This window comes from Roseobacter cerasinus (assembly GCF_009811755.1).
GTDB lineage: Bacteria > Pseudomonadota > Alphaproteobacteria > Rhodobacterales > Rhodobacteraceae > Roseobacter > Roseobacter cerasinus.
On sequence record NZ_BLIV01000009.1, the window covers coordinates 88,939 to 110,992 of the forward strand.

The window sequence follows — 22,054 nt, forward strand, 5'->3', positions numbered from 1 at the left end:
TCCTGCGCGGCCTGATGACAGGCCCAAGCCGAGGTCCAGAACAATGACGGAGACACCGAACACTCCAGACGGGACTGACCCGGAGACCGATACAGACACGCGGTTCGAGACGTTGCTGAACGCGTCGAACTGGGATGAGCTGGTCAAAGATGCCCGGGCCAAGCGCGAGAAGGTCCTCGCCGAACGGTCGCGGCAAACGGCCAAGGCGCCAGTCGCTCCTGCCCCGGACCCCGAACCGGCCCCGGAGCAGGTCGAGGCGCCGGAGCCTGCGCCGGTTGAAGCGGTCATCGCCCCGGCACCGATGAGTGCCCCCACGCCCGTGACACCTGCGATCTCCACGACAGCTGTTTTGCGCGCTGTCCGGCCCGGCCCCAGGACGGACACAGCCGCCGCTCGACCACCGTCGTCGTCGCGGTCACAAGGCGTGCGGATGTCCCTATCAACCGCCGTGCTGGCCGTGGCCTGCTGTGGCGCCTTGGGCTTCGGCCTGTCGCTGGGCTTTGCAACCATGGCCACCGTGACGCCCTTGCCGCCACAGGCTGAGGCCCCCACACCCGCCGCGGCAGAGGCAAGTGTCATCACCAGGGCAGCCCTGCCCGACACACCCGCCCCCGTAGCGCAGACCGAGACCACACCGCCCATTGGCCCGCCCGCCCGACCAAGCTATGACGTCCCCGCAAACACGCCACCCAGGGTGCATGTCTATGCCCCGGCAAGCGTGACAACCGCGGCGCTGGACCAGCGCAAGGCAGATCTGGACCGAATGGGGTTTGAGACCGCAACAGTACAGCGTCTGAACTTCACGGTCTCCGCGCCGCATGTGCGGTACTATGATGCCGCTGATGCTGTCTCAGCCCGCGCACTCGCGCAGGATATGGATATCGAGGCGCGCGATTTCTCCCACAGCGGCAATGGCAGCCCGGGGCGGGTAGAGATCTGGCTTGACGGCACAGCCCCGCAACGGACCGCCCGGACCCGGCAGACCAACCCGGTGGACGAGTTGATCCGCATTGGAAATGAGTTCATTCGCAGCCTGCAGTAGGCTGGCTCACACCGCCTGCAGTTTGCGCGCTTCCTCGCCGGCAAACTCCAGCAGCTGCTTCATGAAGGGCTTGCCCAGATCATCGCTGCGCACAGCAGCGTAGAGCCTGCGCGTGATGCCCGCCTGTGTGAGCGGGCGGGTGATGTAGTCTGACGAATACTTCACTTCGCGCACTACCCAATCGGGCAGAACGGAAACCCCCCGATTTGACGCGACAAGCAGCAGAATCACCGCTGTCAGCTCCACCTGCCGGATCGCGGCAGGCTCCACCTTGGCCGGGATCAGAAGCTGGCTGAATACATCCAACCGGGTCCGTTCCACCGGATAGGTGATCAGCGTCTCACCCCGGAAATCCTCCGCCTCCACATAGGGTTTCTGCGCCAAGGGGTGTGCGCTGGCTGCCACAAAAACAGGCGCGTAATCAAAGAGTTCGATGAATTCCACACCGGGCAGCGCCTCGGGGTCGGAGGACACCACCAGATCCACCTCCTCCTTCAAAAGCGCGGGCATCGCATCAAAGGCAAGGCCTGGGCGAATGTCCACATCCACCTCCCCCCAGTTCTTGCGGAAGCGTTCAAGCACCGGGAACAGCCATTCGAAACAGGCGTGACACTCAATCGCGATATGCATGCGCCCGGCACTGCCCTCGCGCAAGCCGGTGAATTCTTCCTGCAAGGCCTGAACCTGCGGCAACACCTGCTGCGCCAGCTTCAAGAGGCGCAGACCCGCTGGCGACAGCTTGAGCGGCTTGGAGCGGCGCACGAAGAGCTCCACCCCCGCCTGATCTTCAAGCCCCTTGATCTGATGGCTGAGAGCGGATTGGGTGATGTGCAGCTTCTCGGCCGCCAATGACAAGCCACCCGCCTCGTGAATGGCCTGGATTGTGCGCAGGTGGCGGAATTCGATATGCATATCGTGCTCATGTTAAAGATGAGAGTTATGAGTTTGTCTCACGAAGTGACCTGTGGCACAAGATGGACAACCGAAAGGACGCAGTCATGCCCACGCCCTCCGTCTCGTTTGAAGTCTTCCCGCCGCGCTCGATCGATGCGTCTTTCAAGCTATGGGAGACGGCGCAGGCGCTTGCCCCGCTGGAGCCGCGCTTTTTCTCGGTCACCTATGGCGCGGGTGGCAGCACACGGGATCTGACCCATGATGCCGCTTATACGCTGCGCAAGTCTTCGGGCCTGCCGGTGGCCGCGCATCTGACCTGCGTGGGCGCGTCGAAATCAGAGACGCTCGCCATCGCACAGCGGTTTGCTCAGGCGGGGATCACCGATATCGTGGCCCTGCGCGGCGATGCGCCAGAGGATCAGGACCATTTCACGCCGCACCCCGACGGATTTGCCAATTCGGTGGAACTCATAGAAGCACTGGCGCAATCCGGCCAGTTCACCCTGCGGGTAGGCGCCTACCCCGAGAAGCACCCGGAAGCAGCCACTCAAGCCGCAAACATCGACTGGCTGAAAGCAAAGATTGACGCAGGTGCGGCCGAGGCCATCACGCAGTTCTTCTTTGAAGCCGAGACCTTTCTGCGCTTCCGCGACGACTGCGCCAAGGCGGGGATCACAGCGCCCATCACCCCCGGCATCCTGCCGATCATCAATTGGCAGAACGCGCGCAAATTTGCGTTGCGCTGCGGTGCGACTGTGCCCGGCTGGCTCGATCAGGCCTTTGATGCGGCCATCCGGGATGACCGCCACGACCTGTTGGCCACGGCGCTATGCACTGAACTGTGTTCCGAGCTGGTCGACGAGGGTGTGGAGAGCCTGCATTTCTACACGCTCAACCGCCCCGAGATGACCCGCGAGATCTGTCATGCGCTTGGCGTCACGCTGGCCACCACAGGCGTGCGCGACGTAGCGTAATCTCTTGTCTGCGCGCCGCTCTGACGCTTAGCTGTCGCCACGCCCATCACCGTGTCGGAGCCCCATATGACAATTGCCACGTCGCCCTCAGACTTGCTGAGCCGGGAGGCGCTGCTGTCCATGTCGGGGCTGGAGTTCATGCAAGGTATCCTGGACGGGCACCACCCCGGCCCGCCGATTGGCGACACAATGGGGTACGGGCTGCATGAGGTTGGCGACGGTCGGGTGGTCTTTCGCGGCACGCCACAATTCAACGTCACCAACCCGATGGGCACCGTGCACGGCGGCTGGTACGGCACCCTGCTCGATTCCGCCATGGCCTGTGCTGTGATGACCAAAGTGCCGCGCGGCTCGGTCTACACAACGCTGGAATTCAAGATCAACATCAGCCGCGCCATTCCGCTGGGGATGATGATCGACTGCATCGGTGAGATCGATCACGCAGGCCGCTCCACCAGCGTTGCCCATGGCGAAATCCGGGGGGTGGAGGATGGCAAGCTCTACGCCACAGGCTCCACCACCTGCATCATCATGAAGATCCGCTGACGCGCGCCAGATAATGGAACCTGCCGGGTCAAACGGCTTTGGCAGAGTCAAGAAAGCCCGAAAGTGTCTGTGACAGCGCCTGCCAGTCGGTGAACTCGTGCGGTCCGTCATGCGGGTCGAACGCGTGATCGCGCAGCACGACATGGCGCAGGATCTGGGTCTCGAAATACTCATAGCCTCCGGTGCGAACCGCTCCGGCAACAAGCAGGCTCTGGTCCGCGCTGTAGCCCGTACGCATCTCCATCTCGGTCAGATACTCCTGCGCCTCCTCGCACCCTTCGGCAAAAGCGGCCTTCAGACTGACCGACAACATGAGCGTCGGACGCGCCTGCAAATCCGCCCGATGGGCCGCCGCGAAAACCTCAAAGGTCTGCGGGTGCCGGCGCTCATGCACGGGGGCTGCCAAAATCACCCGGTCGATCGGATCAAAGTCCACCGGAGCGGTTCTGTCGGAGGTATCGAACATCTCGACATTGGCGCCCGCCTCGCGCAGCACGGTCCGGACGAACTCCGCGATCTTCCGGGTCTGGCCTTCGAGGCTTGCATAGGCGATCAGAACAGTCATCTCAGTCCTCCTTGGGGCTGGGTTTGAGCGCACCCTAGCCTTCGCCCCGGCGCAGCTCTTTGTCCCAGATCATGGAGCCTGGGATTTTTGGCAAAGACCGGGCCTGATATCGACAGATCGGCAAAATTGTACCCACACACCAATCCCAGGTTGAACGCAGAGCGTTTCGCTGCTACGAGACTGATGTGGAAACATTTACCATCGAAAGGTCTGTCATGACTCATCGCCAACCAAAAAATCTGCGCGCGGTAGGCGCAATGATCCGGTAACGCGGTCTGACAGGTTTCCGATCTGAAGGCCGCCTCATGATGCGGCCTTTTTTAATGTGTTCCAGTCATGTGGCGGCTTTCCATCATCCATGGAGAGTACAATGCCAAGCTTAACCTTCTACATCCCTTTTGGCCGGTCGCGCAGACTGCTGCTGCGCTTGGTTGCCATTCTGGTGCAGCGGCCGCAGATCGACCGCCGCCCGCGGCGCGTCGATGTTGACCTGCCGGAGTATCTTCGGCGGGACGTGGGCCTCTTGCCCGATGTCGAACGACCGCCGCCTGTACCGCATCGGTTCCCCTTTTGACCGGGGCCCGGGCGGGGCGGGGCAGCAAGCTGCCCCGCCCCGCCCGGGCTGTCTCCCAGTTCAGCCGTTCTGCCCGGCGGATCAGCGGTGCTGGTCCAGAACCCAAGTCGTCATATGGTCCAAAACACCTGGCGCGTAGGCATGCTGCCCAGCCAGCACAAACCGGAGCGTTGTCCATACCGTCCAATCCTGTGGTTGCTGAAAATTGTAGGGCTGCGCCCGCAGCAGGCTATGTGTTGCCTCGGGTACGATCTTGACCTCATGGCGCGGGTTCTGGCCAAAGACCTCAGCCGTTTCATGAGGATCCACATTCAGATCCTGTGCCCCCACAAGCACCAGCAACGGTGTGCGCATGTCCAGCACAGCCTGCGTTGTGTCTGCCTCATAGTTGCGTCGGACAAATTCGCAGCGGGCGTGCCCCAGATCAGGCCGCGATGCGCAGGTACCACCGCCACGGAACAGAGCGTCATTCTGCGCCAGGTTCTCTCCCACCTGCTGGACGACCGCTTCAGATGCCAGACCCGCCGCCTCCAGCCGGCGTGCGGTCAGATAGGCGCCTTGTCGCCGCCAGTTCGCCGCGGGACCCACCAGCACGGCATAATGCGCGTCAACCGCGATGCTGGCCTGAGGCACAACCCAGCCCGCTTGTGAGAAACCAAGAAACCCCAAGGCCTCGGGGGCGATGCCCACGCTGTCACGCAGATATGCATAGACCGCCGCCGCCTCATCCGCACGCATCTGCATGGATTGCGACAACCAATCGCCGGTGCTGGCACCAACGCCCGGCTTGTCCCAGGAAAACACGCCAATGCCTGCGTCCAAGAACCGGCGTATCAGCGGCAGATACGTACTGTCAGACCATCGGTTCTGGGGCCCGTCCCCATGTACGATGAGCACAACTGGCATATCGGATGGGCCTTCGGGTATCACCAGGCTGCCAGACAGCCTGTTTCCGGCATGTGACACGACATGCTCTGTGACCTTTGCATCCTGCGGTATTTCAAATTGGGAAAACGCCCAGACCCAGACCGCCACAACGAGCACCAGACCTATGCAGACACCCCAAGTCATGCGCCGGCCCCGCGCGCGCCTAGACGGTGCGGCCAAAACTCATCCACCCGCGACCTTCTGGCAGGGTCGACTGGCGCAAACGCACGCTGTCATGCACATGTTCCGTGGGGTCCTGCATCGGTGTGCGCGCGCGCCGTGTGATGAACCACTTGCCGTTGCCCCGAAAGGTGCCCAACATGGGGGCTGCCGCATCTTGCATGAACCGTGCGCTCCATCCCTCCGGCAGCGGTAGTCCGGTCATCTGCGCCCGCTCCAGCATCCAGACCAAAGGAATGTTGGCCAGTGGTCGCGCCACTTCATAGCCGCCCAGCTGCCCGCCCACATCTCCATGCGTGCCCGAGAACCAGACCTGCTCGACCCGGCCTTCATAGCCCTCCGGCGAGGTCCAGAGCACCGGCGCATAGGCGGCGCGCGTCTCGTCAAGTGCCAGTGCCTGAAAGCCCGCCTTCACGTTGTGGCTGAGCGCATGGCTGTGAAACGCATGGCGTTTCTCGCTGAACCGCCAGAGTACTGGCGCATTAAAGCCAAGCGACTTCACCGTGTCCCAGACCCCGATCATCTCGATCTCGATATCTTGCATGCAATAGGCGGTGGCAAACTCGCGCGCGCAAGGGCTGGAGGGATCACTTTCATAATGGCGGTAAACGTCACGGATGTTGCGTTCGGTGGCATGCTCCGCCGTCAACAGCCCCATCAGATCCATTACACCAGCAAGGCTGCGCACAGCATAGGCGCCGCGCGAGTAGCCCATCAGGAAAATCTTGTCGCCGGGCTGGTAGCGCGAGGCCAGATACCCGTAGGCGCGCCGGATCTGACGGTTGATGCCGCGCCCCATCATGACGTCCATCGCGGAGCTCCAGCCGCGCCATTGCAGCCCGGGTTCATAATAGATCGACAGGGGGCTGCCTACCTCGCGGCAGAGATGATAGGCGCGGCCCGCATTGGTCTCGCACCCCGGCTCGAGCGAAGACATGGTGCCATCAAGGATCACAACATGGATAACAGGGCCGCGGCGAGGGCCAAAATCACTATCGGGCCGGCGCCAGAACCTGCTGCGCAGCCAGCCGAGCCATCTGTTATTCCGCCGCGATGGGCTCACCGTTCAACAACTCCCAAACCTTGTGCGGGGTGAAAGGCATGTCCGCCTGACGGACCCCGCGCTCCCACAGCGCGTCCTGCACTGCGTTTGCGACCGCAGCCAGCGCGCCGACGGTGCCAGCCTCGCCACAGCCCTTCATTCCCATGATGTTGGCGGTGGATGGAACCGGCTCTGACGTAAATGAAATATTGGGGACGTCATCCGCGCGCGGCAAGGCATAGTCCATGAACGATGCCGTGAGCAATTGGCCATCTTCGTCAAAGACAACATGCTCGGTCAGCGCCTGGCCGATCCCCTGAACCACGCCGCCATGCACTTGACCTTCGGCCAACATCGGATTGATAAGGTTGCCAAAATCGTCAACAACTGTGTAGCGGTCGACGGTCACGACGCCAGTGTCCGGGTCGACCACAACCTCTGAAACATGGCATCCGTTGGGGAAGCTGCGCGCCTCCAGCTTGGCGCGCGCTTCATGCACCAGAAGATCGTCGCGCCCCTGCTCACGAGCCATATCCGCCACGTCGAGCATCGTCGGCGTGAGGTTTGAACCTTCAGCGCGAAAGCGTTCATCGTCAAAGGAAATCTCGGAGGCGGGCACGCCCATCTCATCCGCCAGAAAGTCGGTAAAGGCTTGCGTCATCTGGGCCACCGTGGCCAGAGTGGCATTGTTCTGTACGGTGACGGAGCGGGAGCCGCCGGTGCCGCCGCCTTGTGCGATTTGATCGCTGTCGCCCTGTAAGACAAAGATCTTGTCTGCCGGAATGCCGGTCTGATCGGCGAGGAAAGACGCAAAAACCGTCTCATGCCCCTGCCCAGTGGATTGTGTGCCCACAAAAATCGTCACCGTACCATCCTCGTTAAACGCGACCTTCGCGCTTTCGGAAGGATCGCCCAAAATACTTTCTATATAGTAACACAAGCCCACACCCCGCAGTAGGCCCTTGGCGGCATCAGACTGTTTGCGCGCCGCAAAGCCGCTGAAATCCGCCTCGGCGAGGCCTCGGTCGAGCACCTTGTTAAAATCGCCGACGTCATAGGTTTCGCCGGTGGACGTGGCATAGGGGAATTGGTCGGGCTTGATGAAATTGCGCCGCCGCAGCTCGACCGGGTCGACACCCAGCTCGCGCGCCGCGCGGTCGATCAGCCGCTCCAGCACGTAGATCGCCTCGGGCCGTCCGGCGCCACGATAGGCGTCCACATAGGTGGTGTTGGTGTAAATCCCCTCAACGTGCAGCCAGGTGGTCTGCACATCGTAGACGCCCATCAGAACCCGGCTGAAGAGCTGGCTTTGGATAAACTGGCCGAAATGGCTGTTGTAGGCCCCAAGGTTGCAGCGTGTGTGCACCCGGTAGGCCGTGATCCGGTTGCTCTCGTCAAAAGCAAACTCAGCCGTCGAGGTCAGATCGCGACCGGCATTGTCGCTGAGCATCGCCTCCGTCCGGTCCGACATCCAGCGCACGGGCCGCCCTATGACCCGAGCCGCATGGGCGGCGAGCGCATACTCCGGGTATGGAAAGCCCTTCATGCCAAAGCCGCCACCCACATCTGGATTGGTCACCCGGACCTGGTCCCGCTCAAGACCCAAGGCGCGGGCGATTGCAGTCTTTTGCTCCCAAACACCCTGCCCGCCCAAAGAGACATGAACGCGGTCCCCGTCCCACTCCGCGTAGCAGCCGCGCGGCTCCAGCGAGGTGACGATGATGCGGTTGTCGCCGACATCAAGGCTCACGGTCTTGGCCGCAGCCTTGAACGCCGCATTGGTTGCAGCCTCGTCGCCCATGCCCCAGTCAAAGGCCAGGTTGTCCGGCACATCATCATGCACCAAAGGCCCACCGAGGGTCAGATCCATCTTGGCTGGCAGATCGTCATGGTCCAGCACAATGAGTTCTGCTGCATCACGCGCCTGGTTCAGCGTCTCGGCCACGATGAATGCGACAGGTTCGCCAACATAGCGTAGCTTGTTCTTTGCGAGCAAAGGACGGTCGGGCGCGGCCCCGCGAGATCCATCGCGGTTCTCGACAGTGGCCGCAAACATGTTGATGTCGAGACCGGCCTCCAGAAGGTCATCGACAGTCAAAACCGCATGCACACCATCGGCAATGCGCGCATCCGTGACGTCGAGTTCCGTGATGTGCGCATGTGCAACAGGGGACCGAAACACAAAGGCTGTGGCCGCCGCTTCGGGTGCCAGATCGTCCACATAACGCCCTTGTCCGGTTAGAAACCGCACATCCTCGACACGCTTTATTGACTGTGATCGACCGAACTTTTCCACAAGAGGCTCCTTTGCCGCCAGAGTGACCTCGGGGACACTAGCGGGGCCAGCGCGCTTGTCCAGTCAGGCCTGACTGGACAAGCGCGCTGGCCTGGCCCAACCCGCAATCGGTTCGCTCATAAAAAAAGCCTCGGTGCGGTGACCGAGGCTTCCAAGTGTCTTATATCGCGAAACGTCAGGCCTTGCGACGCCGACGGGTCATTGCCATAAGGCCAAGGCCGCCAACCAACAGCAAGCCTGTTGCTGGGATCGGAATGACAGCTGGCTCGATGCCGGTGATGATGCGAATGTAGTCACCAGGATCGTTTGCAGCCCAGTCGACCAGCACCCGCGACAGGTTGCCCGGGTCAATACTCACATCATCGGGGGCTTCGATACCACGCAAATCGGGGCTTAGGTACGTGACATCATCGGCACCAAGGAAATCACTATCGATCAGCAAATCGACCGATGTGATGATACCCAGAATATTTGAGTCAAAGTCGACATACCCGTCCTGAAAGCTCTCAGAGGCAGGGTCGAAGAAAACATAATGGCTCGAAATCGTGGTTCCCGCAGCGATCGTCCCGCCAATATCCGTGACGAGATCAGCACCAAGGGTGATCGACTGCTTCTCATTGAACGCAAACAATCTATCGATTTGTTGGTTGTTCTCGCCAACCATAAGCCCGGTGGTGTTCACTATCTGCTCAAAAGAGCCATCACCGCCGGTCACCATACCATCGACAACCGCCGCCTGCACCGGCTGCATCGCCAGACATACCGCGGCCGCACCGCAAACAAAAAACGTCCTCATCATTCTCACTCTTCCTTTAGGGGGCTACACCGCGCAGCCCGACTCTCCCCGCGTGAGTGTGGCCCGCCGATTGAGAAGAAAAAATGACAATGTTTCCCGCTAAGCGAGTATCCGCCGGTGGCAACGCTGCGACCGGCGAAACCGCGCTCTTTCCCTCCCCTGCGACATTAGGTAGAGCACAGCGTGATCAAAATTTAGACGGATGGTGTGCCATGCCCATGGACAAGACGTTCAACGCAAGTGAAGCCGAGTCGCGCATTTATGACGCATGGGAACAGACCGAGGCTTTTGTTGCCGGGGCCAATGCCTCTCGGGATGACACGTTTTCGATCATGATTCCGCCGCCAAATGTGACGGGCGCGCTGCACATGGGGCATGCCTTCAACAATACGTTGCAAGACATACTGGTGCGCTGGCACCGGATGCGGGGGTTTGACACGTTGTGGCAGCCTGGCACGGATCATGCGGGCATCGCCACACAGATGGTCGTAGAACGCGAGTTGGCCAAAACCAACCGACGCCGCACGGATTTCAGCCGCGATGACTTCCTCGATCTCGTGTGGGACCAGAAAAAGAAGTCGCGCGGCAACATCCGTGGCCAGCTGGAACGGTTGGGCGCGTCATGCGACTGGTCACGCGAAGCTTTCACCATGTCGGGCGCGCCAGGGGACCCCGGTGACACACCGGGTGGGCAGAATTTCCATGATGCCGTCATCAAGGTCTTCGTGGATATGTACAACAAGGGCCTGATCTATCGCGGCAAGCGGCTGGTGAACTGGGACCCGCATTTTGAAACTGCGATTTCGGACCTCGAGGTCGAGAACATCGAAGTCGACGGGCACATGTGGCACTTCAAGTACCCCCTCGCCATCGATCCAGAAACCGGAGAGCGCGAGACCTATGAGTATTTGGAGAAGAATGAAGACGGAGAGGTGATCCTCCGCGAGGCGCGGGATTACATTTCTATCGCCACGACGCGGCCCGAGACGATGCTTGGGGATGGTGCCGTGGCTGTTCATCCATCAGACGAACGCTATGCTCCAATTGTTGGGAAACTCTGCGAGATTCCGGTTGGGCCAAAAGAACATCGCCGCCTGATCCCGATCATCACGGACGAGTATCCGGACCCGGAGTTCGGCTCAGGCGCGGTGAAGATCACCGGGGCGCATGACTTCAATGACTATGCGGTCGCAAAGCGCGGCGGCATTCCGCTTTACCGTCTAATGGACACCAAGGGGGCCATGCGCGAAGACGGCGCGCCCTATGCGGAGGCGGCGGTAATTGCCATGGCCGTGGCGCAGGGCGAGCGGGAACTGAGCGAGGCAGAAGCCGATGCGGTCAACCTCGTGCCGGATGATCTGCGCGGGCTGGACCGGTTCGACGCGCGCAAGAAAGTCGTGGATCAGATCACCCGCGAGGGGCTGGCCGTCATGGTGCCGGTTGCCAACCCGGATCCGGAGGATGCCTTCCTGCCGGTTGAGGAGCCCTTCCTGGAGCCCTTGGTCGAGGCGAAGAAGATCATGCAGCCTTTCGGCGACCGGTCAAAAGTGGTCATCGAGCCGATGCTGACCGATCAGTGGTTTGTCGAGACTTCCAAGATCGTGCAGCCCGCGATTGACGCGGTTCGTTCCGGTGATGTTGCGATCCACCCCGAGCAGGACAAGAAGGTCTATTTCAACTGGCTGGAAAACATCGAGCCCTGGTGCATCTCGCGCCAGCTTTGGTGGGGGCATCAGATCCCGGTTTGGTATGGACCGGCAATCGTCGAAAATCTTCAGGAACAGCCTTACGTGGTCGGAACCGACCAAACAACTTGGCTGGGGTATCTAGACGAACAACCCTTCTGCGGGGCTGATTACCAGACTGCTATGGCCAAGATGAAAGAGAGCTACGGCGACTTAGAGATCTTGGAGGCAGCGGATCAAAATGATGCCATCCTGAAAAACGGCGAGGCAAAGCGGGATTCAGACAATAATCCGTTGCAAGTGTTTGTCTGGCGCGATCCCGATGTCCTGGACACTTGGTTCTCCTCAGGGCTCTGGCCCATCGGCACGCTGGGGTGGACAGGCGACGAAGCCCAAGACGCGCAAAACGAGGCTCTGCAAAAATACTTCCCGACCTCCACCCTCATAACCGGCTTCGACATCATCTTCTTCTGGGTCGCGCGGATGATGATGATGCAATATGCCGTCGTCGGTCAGAAGCCCTTTGACACAGTCTATGTCCACGCGCTCGTGCGCGACGAGACGGGCAAGAAGATGTCGAAGTCGCTCGGCAATGTGCTCGACCCGCTGGACCTCGTCAATGAGTATGGCGCGGACGCCGTGCGCTTCACGCTAACGGCCATGGCGGCGATGGGGCGCGACTTGAAGCTCTCCACGCAACGCATTACAGGGTATCGGAATTTCGGGACCAAACTTTGGAACGCCTGCCGCTTTGCCGAGATGAATGAGGTCTTTGAAGCCCGCGCAGATGGCATCCCTGCGCCTGAGGCCGCAGTGAACAAGTGGATCATTGGCGAGACCGCCAAGATCCGCGAAGAAATCGACGAAGCGCTGACCAACTACCGCTTCAACGATGCGGCCACCGCGGCCTATAGCTTCGTCTGGGGCAAGGTCTGCGACTGGTATCTGGAGCTGTCAAAGCCACTGTTGCAGGATGAAGCCAACGCGCATCTGGCGCTCGAGACGCGCCAGACCATGGCCTGGGTGCTGGATCAGTGCATGATCCTGCTGCACCCGATCATGCCCTTCATCACTGAAGAGCTTTGGGGCCAGACCGGCCGCCGCGCCAAGATGCTGGTCCACGCTGATTGGCCGGCCTACACCGCTGCGGATCTGGTGAACGAGGCGGCGGATCGTGAGTTGAACTGGGTCATCGCGCTCATTGAAACGGTGCGGTCCGCGCGGGCGCAGATGCATGTGCCCGCTGGGCTCTACGTGCCGCTGCTGGTCACGGATCTGGATGCAGCCGGGCAATCCGCCTGGGAGCGCAACGAGGCAATGATCAAACGCTTGGCGCGGATTGAGGCGCTGGGGCAAGCCGACAGCTTCCCGAAAGGGACTGTGACCCTGGCTCTGCCCGGCGCGACCTTCGGCCTGCCATTGGCGGATATCATTGATATCGCGGAGGAAAAGGCGCGGCTGCAGAAGACGCTGGACAAGCTTGCCAAGGAGCTGGGCGGTCTGCGCGGGCGCTTGAACAACCCGAAGTTTGCCGCATCCGCGCCGGAAGCCGTGGTCGAGGAAACCCGCGCCAATCTCGCCTTGCGCGAGGAAGAAGAGGGTAAACTCAAGGAAGCCTTCGCACGCCTGGCCGAATTGGGGTAAGGTGCGCCAATGCGCAGCTTTCGCTCTCTTGTTGAACGGCAAATCGCCAAGGCACGGGCCTCTGGCGCGCTGACCGGGCTTAAGGGTGAAGGCGCGCCCCTGCCCCAACGCCCTGTCGAAACAGATGATCAGGCAGCGGTTGGGGCGGGTATGCGCATCATGGCGGAGGCGGGTGTAGTTCCTGAGGAGTTTGCCTTTAAAAAACAACTGGAGGCGGCCCGCCAAGCCTATACGCAGTCTGCGGATGACACGGCCCGTAAGGCAGCCATGCAGACCATCGCGGACCTTGAGCTGCGCTTTGAGATTGCCCGCGAGGCGCGGCGCAAGTTCATGTCCTGATCGCCGGTTACTCGAACACCGGGGCACGTTTGGCGAATTGCGCAGCCACCACCTCCATCTGCTCAGCCGTGCCAATCAACTTGGCCTGAAGGCGCGATTCTTCCATCAGGATGTCGCCCGCCTGCCCCTCTTCCGCCACAGCGATTAGCGCCTTGGCCGCGCGGATGGCCTTGGGGCTTTTGCCCGCGATGTTCCGCGCCAGGTTTTGCGCGGCCTCAAGCGGTGTCTCCGACAGTTCCGTCACCAGCCCCCAGCGCTCAGCCTGAACCGCGTCAATCGGCATCGCTGTATAGACCAACCGGCGCAGCACATCGGACCGCACCAGCCGAGGCAAAAGCACCATGCCACCCATGTCGGGCACGATGCCCCACTTCATCTCCATCACCGCCAGCCTGGTGTCAGGCGCGGCAATGCGGATATCGGCACCCAGTGCAATCTGCAGACCTGCGCCAAAACACACGCCATGCAGCGCCGCAATCACGGGGATCTCAAGCCGGTGCCAGATCATCGCAATCTCCTGCCAGCGGTTGGTTGTGCCACCGCCATGGGTGCGCGGCATGATGACCTGCTTCATGTCCTGCCCAATCATCGCGCCCAGACTGCCGATGTCGATCCCGGCACAAAACCCTTCGCCCGCACCAGAAAGCACCACCGCGCGGGCGTTGGAGCCTGCGACCTCTTCGCCCGTGGCAATCAGTGCCTCGATCATCTCGGGATCAACCGCATTGCGCTTCTCCGGGCGGTTGAGCTGCACATGGGCGATGTGGTCGGTCACTGTCAGGGTCACGCGGGACATTTGGGCCTCCTTGTCTGGATGACCTATCTGACCGTTGCCGTGCTGCAATAGCCAGACAAACGTTGGGGCAGCCCAAGGCTTGCCGAACACCGCCAAGCTGTCTTATCTGGCATGATGACGGACTATCGCCTGACTTCGCTTGCCAAATCGCTTCCCGACACCGTGCCCTTTGTCGGCCCCGAGACGCAAGAACGAGCCAGATCGCGCCTGTTTGATGCCCGACTCGGTGCCAATGAGAATGTCTTTGGCCCCTCTCCCACAGCCGTTCGTGCAATGGCGGAGACCCAACACTGGATGTATGGCGACCCCGAAAGCTTTGAGTTGCGCGAGGCGCTGGCGGATCACAACGGGATCACCCCGGATATGATTGTGGTGGGCGAAGGCATCGATGCGCTCCTAGGCTATCTGGTGCGGATCATGGTGGCGCCCGGCGATGCGGTTGTCACGTCGGATGGTGCTTATCCGACGTTCAACTACCATGTGGCGGGCTATGGCGGGGTGTTGCACAAGGTGCCCTACCGCTATGACGATCACGAGGATGCCGTCGCCCTGTTCAAGAGGGCCGCCAAGGTCGACGCCAAGCTTGTGTATCTGGCCAACCCGGACAACCCAATGGGCACGGCGTTGAGCGGGGCCGAGATTGTCGAGGCGCTTGAATACCTGCCCGACGGCACCTTGCTGGTGCTGGATGAAGCCTATCTTGAGTGTGCCACGCAAAACATCGCCCTGCCGCTGCCCTTGGATGACCCGCGCGTCATTCGGTTGCGCACATTTTCCAAGGCCTACGGGCTGGCGGGGGCCCGGGTGGGCTATGCCATGGGCGCACCCGGTCTGATCCGCGCGTTTGAGAAGGTGCGCAATCACTTCGGCATGAACCGGGCGGCACAGGCAGGGGCGTTGGCCGCACTGGAAGATCAGACCTGGTTGCGCTCCGTGCAGGCCCGCATCGCCGCGTCTCGTAACAGGATTGCCGAAATCGCCCGAAAGAACGGGTTGAGAACTCTCCCTTCTCATACCAATTTCGTGACCATCGACTGTGGCAGCGGCCCTGAATTTGCAAAAGCGGTTCTGAATGAGATCGTCGCGCGCGGTGTGTTCATCCGCATGCCGTTTGTCGCGCCGCAGAACCGCTGCATCCGGATCAGCTGTGGGCGTCCCGCGCAGCTTGATATTCTGACGGAGGTCATTCCGCTCGCATTGCGTGCCGCAGAATTGAGGTGACGCGTCCGGATCGTGACCTATACTTCGCTCCATCGCAGCAGACGCGAGGCAACATGGACAGAGACAAGATTGGCCGGGCCCCGAATTTCACCACCGCCTGTATCGTGATGTTTGGCGTCAACCTGACGTGGATACTGTTGTTTCTATTTGCACTCTGGGGGCTGGTGGCCGCTGTGTTCTTCGGGCTGGTGGTCAACCGCTGGGTCGACTGGCTGGCGCATCGGCGGCAGATGCAGGAGACCTCCTAGGCGCCTGCCTCACCGATCACGGCCGCCGCGGCTGACAGTGCCCCAGGCCCGTGAGGCAGGTCGAGGCCGATCAGTCCTGCCTCGATACCACCGAGTAAGCCCATGATCATATGCCCGTTCACATGCCCCATGTGCCCCAGCCGGAAATAGCCGTGCCAGGCGGGGTCATCTGAGGGCACCATGCCAAGGCCAATGCCCAGGGTGAGACCGAGGTTGCGCTCCGTCCAGTCGCGCAGCCGGGTGGCGTCGGGGGCCTCCAGCCGCAGGGCTGTCACGGCGCGGCTGCGATGCGCCGGATCTGCAATGTTCATGCGCAGGCTGCCGTCAGACGACCAGGCATCACAGGCCACCCAGATGGCGCGAGCCAGCCTGTCATGTCGTGCCCAGACAGCCTCCATCCCTTCGGCCATGATCATGTCGAGGGCCGCACGTAGACCATAGAGGTGATGCGTGGGCGCGGTGCCGTTCCAGTACTCCCAGAACTCCTTGGGCTGCGCACGCGGCGTCCAATCCCAGTAGGTGCTGACGCGTGGCATGTGCGCCCGCACCGCGGCGGCCTTATCGTTGAAAAAGACAAACCCCATGCCGGGCGGCACCATCAGCCCCTTCTGACAGCCCGCCACCATGACATCGACGCCCCAGGCGTCCATTTCAAAGACATCGCAGCCCAGCGAAGCGATGCAATCCGCCATCAGGAGCGCGGGGTGCCCGCAGTCATCCAGCGCTGCGCGCAAGGCCGGGATGTCATTGCGGACGGAGCTGGAGGTATCCACATGCACGGCGAGAACCGCTTTGATCTTATGGGCCTTGTCCGCGTTCAGCGCCTCGGCGACGCGCGCCATATCCATCGGGGCGGATTTGCCGAAATCGATTGCCTCGACCTCAGCCCCAAGCGCCTCGGCCATGCCCGCCCAGCCCAGCCCGAAATGTCCGGTGGAGGGCACCAGAACCTTGTCGCCCGGGCCAATGGTGTTGGCCAGCGCCGCCTCCCACACCCCGTGGCCGTTGGCGATGTAGATCGCCACATGCCCGTCGGTGCGTGCCACGCGCTTCAGATCAGCCACAATGCCCAGCATCATCTCGGGCAGCTCACCCGCGTATATGTTGGGCGCGGGCCGGTGCATGGCATTCAGCACCGCTTCGGGCATCACCGAGGGCCCCGGAATGGCAAGATAGCCGCGCCCGGCCGGGGCATCACGAAATTGGGGCATAAAGACTGTCCTTTTGACCTGCGGCAACTCTAGCCGTCAAATCGACGCGGTCAATCGTAGAAGACTGCCGGAAAGCTCAACGCCGGGAGCCCTGGGCCAGCTTCTCTGGTGAGGCGCCCAGAACGTAGCGTGTGACAGTCCAGAGGTTGCGCATGCCGCGCCTGACCCATCCTTCTGCGTGAAAGCGCGCCGGGCTGCTCTCAGCCACGGCGTCAATGGACGTGAGCTTGCCTTTAAGGGCGCGCGCCAAAGCCACGTCCTCCATCAGCGGTTGGTCAGGATAGCCCCCCACATCGGCATAGAGCGCCCGGGGCAGCAGCAGCCCCTGATCGCCGTAAGGCAGCCCGAAGCGGCTGCGCAGGTTGGCCCAGCCTGCCACGATGCGGCCCGCCACACCGCCGCCCGCAAAGGCCAGACGAAACCAGCCTGCCCGCCGCGTATCAAGATGCAGGATCACGGGGCCAACCCAACCATCCCCCAGCCGCGTGTCGGCATGCAGCACCAAAAGCCACGCGCCTTGGGCCGCCGCACATCCCCGTGCCAGTTGGCCACCACGTGAGGCAGACCCTGTCACAACCTCTGCCCCCCAGGCCTTGGCCACATCAACCGTGGCATCCGTCGAACCGCCATCACTGATGATCAACTCTCGGATCAGCCCGGCCTCAAGCCCCGGAACCAGAGCCGCCAGGCACGGGCCCAGCTGTGTCTCTGCATTCAACGTCGGAATGACCACCGAAATCGGTGCGCGCATCTGTCGTCCTCTCTCCCCCACCGCCCCCTTACCCTTGGCGGCGCAGTGTCTATATGACATCTACCGTCAAATGAGGAGGCCCACATGACCAATCGTCGCATTCTGAAGCTCAGCGGCCCCGACGCGCGGGACTTCCTGCAGGGGTTGATCACCAACGACATTGCGCGTCTGGACGGGGGCCTCGTCTACGCCGCCATTCTGACGCCACAAGGTAAATATATTGCCGACTTTTTTCTGGCGCAGGCCGCAGATGGCATTCTGCTGGATGTGGCGGGGAGTCTGGGCGACATGTTGGTGCAGCGGCTGACCATGTATAAGCTGCGTGCTGACGTGACGATTGGAACCACAGCGCTGCATCTGCACCGCGGGCTTGGGGCGTGCCCAGACGACGGGTTCGTCGACCCCCGGCACGAAGCGCTTGGCTGGCGGGCCTATCGCGACACGCCACAAACCGAAGACAGCACGGATTGGACGGCCCTGCGGGTCGCGCATATGATCCCAGAGACCGGGATCGAACTGACCCCGGATACCTTTATTCTGGAGGTGGGGTTCGAACGGTTGTCGGGCGTCGACTTTCGCAAAGGCTGCTACGTTGGGCAGGAGGTGACCGCTCGCATGAAACACAAGACAGAGCTGCGCAAAGGGCTGGCGCAGGTTCGCATTTCCGGCGCGGCGGAGACGGGCAGCGAGATCCTGGCCAATGGCAAGGTCGCGGGCACTTTGCTGAGCCGGACGGAAGACGCTGGGATCGCCTATCTGCGCTACGACCGGGCGGTGGGCGACATGACGGCTGGGGAAGCCAAGGTGGTGCGCGTCTGAGCAAAGCGGGTTGTTAAGGGGAGGAAAGCGCCCTCACCCCCATCGAGGGGGATCGGGCGCTGCCCGGCAGGGCCTGCCGGGGGCGCCAGCCGAGAGGTTGAAGGTCGTCGTACCCCGTATCTCGCGTCAGGCGCGTTCGGAGTATTCCATCGTTTCGGTGTTCACGACAATGTCTTCATCCTGTGCGATGAAAGGCGGCACCATGACCTTCACACCATTGTCGAGCACCGCAGGCTTAAACGAATTCGCCGCTGTCTGACCTTTCACAACCGGCTCAGTCTCGACCACCTTGCAGGTCACCTTCTGGGGCAGTGTCGCGTTCAGCGCTTCATCGTCGTAGAACTCCACCACGATGGTCATGCCGTCCTGCAGGAAGGGGCGACGCTCCCCCAGCAGCTCCGCGGGCAGTTGGACTTGCTCATAGGTCTCGGTGTCCATGACGACGAGCTGGCCGTCATCCTCGTAGAGAAACTGCTGGTCTTTCTGCTCCAGCCGGACCCGTTCGACTTTATCCGCACTGCGGAACCGTTCATTCAATTTGGAACCGTTCCGCAGGTTGCGCAGTTCCACCTGAGCAAACGCCCCGCCCTTCCCGGGCTTCACGTGATCAACTTTGACAGCCGCCCAGAGACCATCGTTATGCTCCAGAACATTCCCAGGACGGATTTCATTTCCATTGATTTTAGGCATTTGCACGGACCACGGCGAAAGGTTGATGAATGATTGACGATCCCTATATCTGGCGGGATGGGTGGTGACAAGACAACGATATCTCGTGCTGCAAGCGCAAAAAGCCATGCGCAAGTTGCATAGATGCCATGCATTTACAGGGTATCCGAATCGCCTGAACTCCGTCATAAGGAGCGTCACGCCGGAAAGACAAGAGCAAGAATAATGGAAAGGACGACGAATGAAGGATTTCGTTGACGGCACAGCCTTTAACAATGAGCAAGGCAACCGTGCACGTAAACTTTTTGCAGCTGTGGTACTGGCTGCATTGGACGACGCCATAGCGGACGACAAGAAATATGGCAATGGTCCGGAACAGATTGCCCGCTGGGCACGCTCGCGCGATGGTCGCGAGGTTCTCAGCTGTGCCGGGATCGACCCGAACGAGCGGGTTGTCTCAGGCTTGATGGACTTCGTGGGCAAGGGTGTGCGCACGTCTGTTGCGCTGTCTCGCGAAGAATCCGAGCGTCGCAATGCGGCTCAGCAGGCTGAAGCGGCCTGATAACCTCGTCATATTACGATCAAAGGCGCGCCCTGCCCCGGGCGCGCTTTTGTTTTGTCTCTAGAGCATCTGACGAAAGACCTGAAACATCACTTAACGCGTTGAAATCTTTGATGTCAGGCAGCTTTAGGTGCTTTAGACAATTCGCATGATGCTTTAGCTGTCCGTGAAGAAAAACAGCCACTGACGCACGACCCAGATTTCGGCCATGAACAGTGCCGCCACCACACAGAGCATCGCTGGCCCAAACCGTCGTTGCCAGAGCGCAATCGCGGCCAGCGTCGCGACAAAGGCCTCAAGCGGTGCGAGCCACATAGCCCCGTGATCCCTGTCCCAATAGCTGAGCGGGCTCTGGAACACCCAGCCGGACAGCGGCCAGAAATGGGCGCGACCATCATCATGGTGTAGCGGAAAATCCAGGCACAGGTGCAAAAGCGCAGCCCCGGTCATTGCAATCGCCCAAGGCACCCCGCGCCACAGCGCAAAGCCAAAGAGTGCCCCCCAGAGCAGAAATGAATTGTCGATGGCAAAGACCGTTTGCCAGGTCCGCGAAAAATACAGTTCGTCAAAAACGATCTGCGGCGGGATCCGGAACACAAAAAGAGCAGAGCCTGCGAGCAGGTAAAGCGACAGATCCGGCAGCAGCGCGCCTGCAAAGGCCGCGCAGACGATCCCGGCACTGCCCTTGCGCCCCATCAGGGCGGCGCCGATCAAAAGATGCGCGGGCGTGTTCATCTTTGCTCCTTTTCCTTCGCGCGATCATGCGTCAGGTTGCGCGAAACGGCAAAGGGAACGGGCCATGGCGCGTGCGATCATGATACAGGGCACCGGCAGCAATGTCGGAAAGTCGATGATCGTCGCCGGCCTTGCGCGAGCCTTTACGCGGCGCGGGTTGACCGTGCGGCCATTCAAGCCGCAGAACATGTCCAACAACGCCGCCGTGACCATCGACGGTGGTGAGATTGGGCGCGCGCAAGCCTTGCAGGCTAAGGCAGCGGGCGTGCCGCCGCATACGGATATGAACCCGGTGCTGTTGAAACCGCAGTCAAGCACGGGCGCCCAGATCATCGTGCAAGGCCAGGTCTTTGGTCAACAGGAAGCGCGCGCCTTTGGGCAGGCCAAGGGCAAACTCATGCCCTATGTGCTGGAGAGCTTCCATCGCCTCTCGGGCAGCTGCGATCTTGTTCTGATCGAGGGCGCAGGCAGCCCGGCAGAGACCAATCTGCGCGCGCGCGACATTGCCAACATGGGCTTTGCTCGCGCAGTCGACGTGCCGGTTGTACTGATGGGCGACATCGATCGGGGCGGCGTCATCGCGCAGGTGGTGGGCACGCAGGCCGTTCTAGAAGTGGGTGACCTTGATCTGATCAAAGGATTTGCAATCAATAAGTTCCGCGGCGATGTTCGTCTTTTTGATGAAGGGCGGGATGATATCTGCACGCGTACAGGCTGGCCCTGTCTGGGTGTGATCCCATGGTTTCAGACCGCTGGCCGTTTACCGGCCGAGGATGTGGCCGACCTGCCCGCGCGCGCCCGCTCAGACGGCAGCGGGCTCACCATCGTCGTGCCGCAGCTGCCGCGCATCTCCAACTTCGACGATCTGGATCCGCTGGCAGCAGAGCCGAGTGTCACACTGATCATCGCGCCCCCCGGCGCCCCCTTGCCGGTGGAGGCAGATGTCATTCTGCTCGGTGGCAGCAAGGCGACCCTCTCGGATCTGGAGGCGCTACGCCACGAAGGTTGGGACATCGACATCGCCGGGCACATCCGACGTGGGGGGCACGTTCTGGGACTGTGCGGAGGCTATCAGATGCTGGGCCGGTCCATCGCCGACCCTGACGGCATCGAAGGCCCGGCCAGCCGCGCAGAGGGGCTCGGATATCTGGATGTTGAAACGGTTCTGAACCCGCGCAAGACGCTCAAGCTTAGCACGGGCACGCACCTGTCGAGCGGCGCCGCGCTGGACGGCTACGAGATCCATATGGGTGACACCAATGGCCCGGACCGTGCGCACGCCTGGCTGGAGGTAAATGGTCGCCCGGAAGGGGCCAGCGCCCTGGATGGTCGTGTTCAGGGCTGTTATTTGCATGGCATCTTTGGCTCAGATGCGTTTCGCCAAGCCTGGCTGGGGCAGTTCGGCGTCACCGCGCAGGCGGCCTATGACGCTCAGGTTGAGCAGACGCTTGATGATCTCGCGGATCATCTGGAACTGCACATGGATCTGGATCTGCTCTTCAGCCTCGCTGCCACACCGGCAGGCGCGGGTTGAGGGC

At 61.4% G+C, this 22,054-nt stretch carries 22 protein-coding genes; 11 read left to right on the forward strand and 11 right to left on the reverse strand.

From position 1 onward, the window contains the following. The first annotated feature begins 43 nt into the window (after positions 1–43). Entirely contained in the window at positions 44–1,042 is a 999-nt protein-coding gene (locus So717_RS19280; RefSeq protein ID WP_159980355.1) for a hypothetical protein, read from the forward strand. A gap of 6 nt (positions 1,043–1,048) precedes the next feature. Here the strand turns inward: So717_RS19280 and So717_RS19285 are convergent, their stop codons facing one another. Beyond that, a complete protein-coding gene (locus tag So717_RS19285; protein ID WP_159980356.1) occupies positions 1,049–1,954 on the reverse strand; it encodes a LysR family transcriptional regulator in 906 nt (301 codons plus the stop codon). A gap of 86 nt (positions 1,955–2,040) precedes the next feature. Here So717_RS19285 and metF point away from each other — a divergent pair, with 86 nt between their 5' ends. Next, positions 2,041–2,910 carry a methylenetetrahydrofolate reductase [NAD(P)H] gene (gene metF, locus So717_RS19290; RefSeq protein ID WP_159980357.1) on the forward strand — a complete coding sequence of 290 codons (870 nt, stop codon included), beginning with the start codon at positions 2,041–2,043 and terminating at the stop codon, positions 2,908–2,910. 66 nt (positions 2,911–2,976) lie between these two features. Beyond that, entirely contained in the window at positions 2,977–3,456 is a 480-nt protein-coding gene (locus So717_RS19295; RefSeq protein WP_159980358.1) for a PaaI family thioesterase, read from the forward strand. 28 nt (positions 3,457–3,484) lie between these two features. Here the strand turns inward: So717_RS19295 and So717_RS19300 are convergent, their stop codons facing one another. After that, a complete protein-coding gene (locus So717_RS19300) occupies positions 3,485–4,021 on the reverse strand; it encodes a flavodoxin domain-containing protein (RefSeq protein ID WP_159980359.1) in 537 nt (178 codons plus the stop codon). Between the two features lie 370 nt (positions 4,022–4,391). On the opposite strand from So717_RS19300, the gene So717_RS19305 reads away from it, so the two are divergent. Continuing rightward, positions 4,392–4,595, forward strand: coding sequence for a hypothetical protein (locus tag So717_RS19305; protein ID WP_159980360.1), 204 nt, complete (start codon positions 4,392–4,394; stop codon positions 4,593–4,595). 81 nt (positions 4,596–4,676) lie between these two features. Here So717_RS19305 and So717_RS19310 read toward each other — a convergent pair whose 3' ends face one another. From So717_RS19310 to So717_RS19325, 4 genes are all read right to left on the reverse strand, one after another. Next, positions 4,677–5,666 carry an alpha/beta hydrolase family protein gene (locus So717_RS19310; protein ID WP_159980361.1) on the reverse strand — a complete coding sequence of 330 codons (990 nt, stop codon included), beginning with the start codon at positions 5,664–5,666 and terminating at the stop codon, positions 4,677–4,679. Positions 5,667–5,685: 19 nt separating this feature from the next. Beyond that, positions 5,686–6,765 (reverse strand): T6SS phospholipase effector Tle1-like catalytic domain-containing protein, encoded by a 1,080-nt coding sequence (locus tag So717_RS19315; protein ID WP_159980362.1) that lies wholly within the window; start codon positions 6,763–6,765, stop codon positions 5,686–5,688. Then, on the reverse strand, positions 6,743–9,040 hold the full coding sequence (locus tag So717_RS19320; RefSeq protein WP_159980364.1) for a xanthine dehydrogenase family protein molybdopterin-binding subunit: 2,298 nt from the start codon (positions 9,038–9,040) through the stop codon (positions 6,743–6,745). The genes So717_RS19315 and So717_RS19320 overlap by 23 nt, the downstream gene beginning before the upstream one ends. A gap of 175 nt (positions 9,041–9,215) precedes the next feature. Further along, the gene (locus So717_RS19325) at positions 9,216–9,839 is read right to left on the reverse strand and encodes a hypothetical protein (protein WP_159980366.1); all 624 of its coding nucleotides are present in this window, start codon (positions 9,837–9,839) and stop codon (positions 9,216–9,218) included. A gap of 209 nt (positions 9,840–10,048) precedes the next feature. On the opposite strand from So717_RS19325, the gene So717_RS19330 reads away from it, so the two are divergent. Beyond that, complete coding sequence (locus tag So717_RS19330) at positions 10,049–13,165, forward strand: valine--tRNA ligase (RefSeq protein WP_159980368.1); 3,117 nt, start codon at positions 10,049–10,051, stop codon at positions 13,163–13,165. A 9-nt stretch (positions 13,166–13,174) separates the two neighbouring features. Further along, positions 13,175–13,504 (forward strand): DnaJ family domain-containing protein, encoded by a 330-nt coding sequence (locus tag So717_RS19335; RefSeq protein WP_159980370.1) that lies wholly within the window; start codon positions 13,175–13,177, stop codon positions 13,502–13,504. A gap of 7 nt (positions 13,505–13,511) precedes the next feature. Here So717_RS19335 and So717_RS19340 read toward each other — a convergent pair whose 3' ends face one another. Next, a complete protein-coding gene (locus tag So717_RS19340) occupies positions 13,512–14,300 on the reverse strand; it encodes a crotonase/enoyl-CoA hydratase family protein (protein ID WP_159980372.1) in 789 nt (262 codons plus the stop codon). A 114-nt stretch (positions 14,301–14,414) separates the two neighbouring features. Between So717_RS19340 and So717_RS19345 the strand changes: the two genes are divergently transcribed. Together So717_RS19345 and So717_RS19350 are read left to right on the forward strand one after the other, a co-directional pair. Beyond that, a complete protein-coding gene (locus So717_RS19345) occupies positions 14,415–15,521 on the forward strand; it encodes a pyridoxal phosphate-dependent aminotransferase (protein ID WP_159980374.1) in 1,107 nt (368 codons plus the stop codon). Positions 15,522–15,574: 53 nt separating this feature from the next. Then, positions 15,575–15,769: a hypothetical protein gene (locus tag So717_RS19350; RefSeq protein ID WP_159980376.1), complete on the forward strand. Its 195-nt coding sequence runs from the start codon at positions 15,575–15,577 to the stop codon at positions 15,767–15,769. Here the strand turns inward: So717_RS19350 and So717_RS19355 are convergent. Both So717_RS19355 and So717_RS19360 read right to left on the reverse strand, forming a co-directional pair. Further along, positions 15,766–16,980, reverse strand: a complete 1,215-nt coding sequence (locus tag So717_RS19355) for a pyridoxal-phosphate-dependent aminotransferase family protein (protein WP_159980378.1) — start codon at positions 16,978–16,980, stop codon at positions 15,766–15,768. The two genes, So717_RS19350 and So717_RS19355, sit on opposite strands and share 4 nt — an antisense overlap. 76 nt (positions 16,981–17,056) lie before the next feature. After that, entirely contained in the window at positions 17,057–17,731 is a 675-nt protein-coding gene (locus tag So717_RS19360) for a TIGR04283 family arsenosugar biosynthesis glycosyltransferase (protein WP_159980380.1), read from the reverse strand. Positions 17,732–17,815: 84 nt separating this feature from the next. Here So717_RS19360 and ygfZ point away from each other — a divergent pair, with 84 nt between their 5' ends. After that, positions 17,816–18,550: a CAF17-like 4Fe-4S cluster assembly/insertion protein YgfZ gene (gene ygfZ, locus So717_RS19365; RefSeq protein ID WP_159980382.1), complete on the forward strand. Its 735-nt coding sequence runs from the start codon at positions 17,816–17,818 to the stop codon at positions 18,548–18,550. A 126-nt stretch (positions 18,551–18,676) separates the two neighbouring features. Here the strand turns inward: ygfZ and efp are convergent, their stop codons facing one another. Beyond that, on the reverse strand, positions 18,677–19,240 hold the full coding sequence (gene efp / locus So717_RS19370) for an elongation factor P (RefSeq protein WP_159980384.1): 564 nt from the start codon (positions 19,238–19,240) through the stop codon (positions 18,677–18,679). A gap of 220 nt (positions 19,241–19,460) precedes the next feature. Between efp and So717_RS19375 the strand changes: the two genes are divergently transcribed. After that, positions 19,461–19,781, forward strand: coding sequence for a DUF6280 family protein (locus tag So717_RS19375; RefSeq protein WP_114885126.1), 321 nt, complete (start codon positions 19,461–19,463; stop codon positions 19,779–19,781). A 156-nt stretch (positions 19,782–19,937) separates the two neighbouring features. Here So717_RS19375 and So717_RS19380 read toward each other — a convergent pair whose 3' ends face one another. Next, positions 19,938–20,516: a cobalamin biosynthesis protein CobQ gene (locus So717_RS19380; RefSeq protein WP_159980386.1), complete on the reverse strand. Its 579-nt coding sequence runs from the start codon at positions 20,514–20,516 to the stop codon at positions 19,938–19,940. A 64-nt stretch (positions 20,517–20,580) separates the two neighbouring features. Here So717_RS19380 and So717_RS19385 point away from each other — a divergent pair, with 64 nt between their 5' ends. Next, a complete protein-coding gene (locus So717_RS19385; RefSeq protein WP_159980388.1) occupies positions 20,581–22,050 on the forward strand; it encodes a cobyric acid synthase in 1,470 nt (489 codons plus the stop codon). Positions 22,051–22,054: the final 4 nt, after the last annotated feature.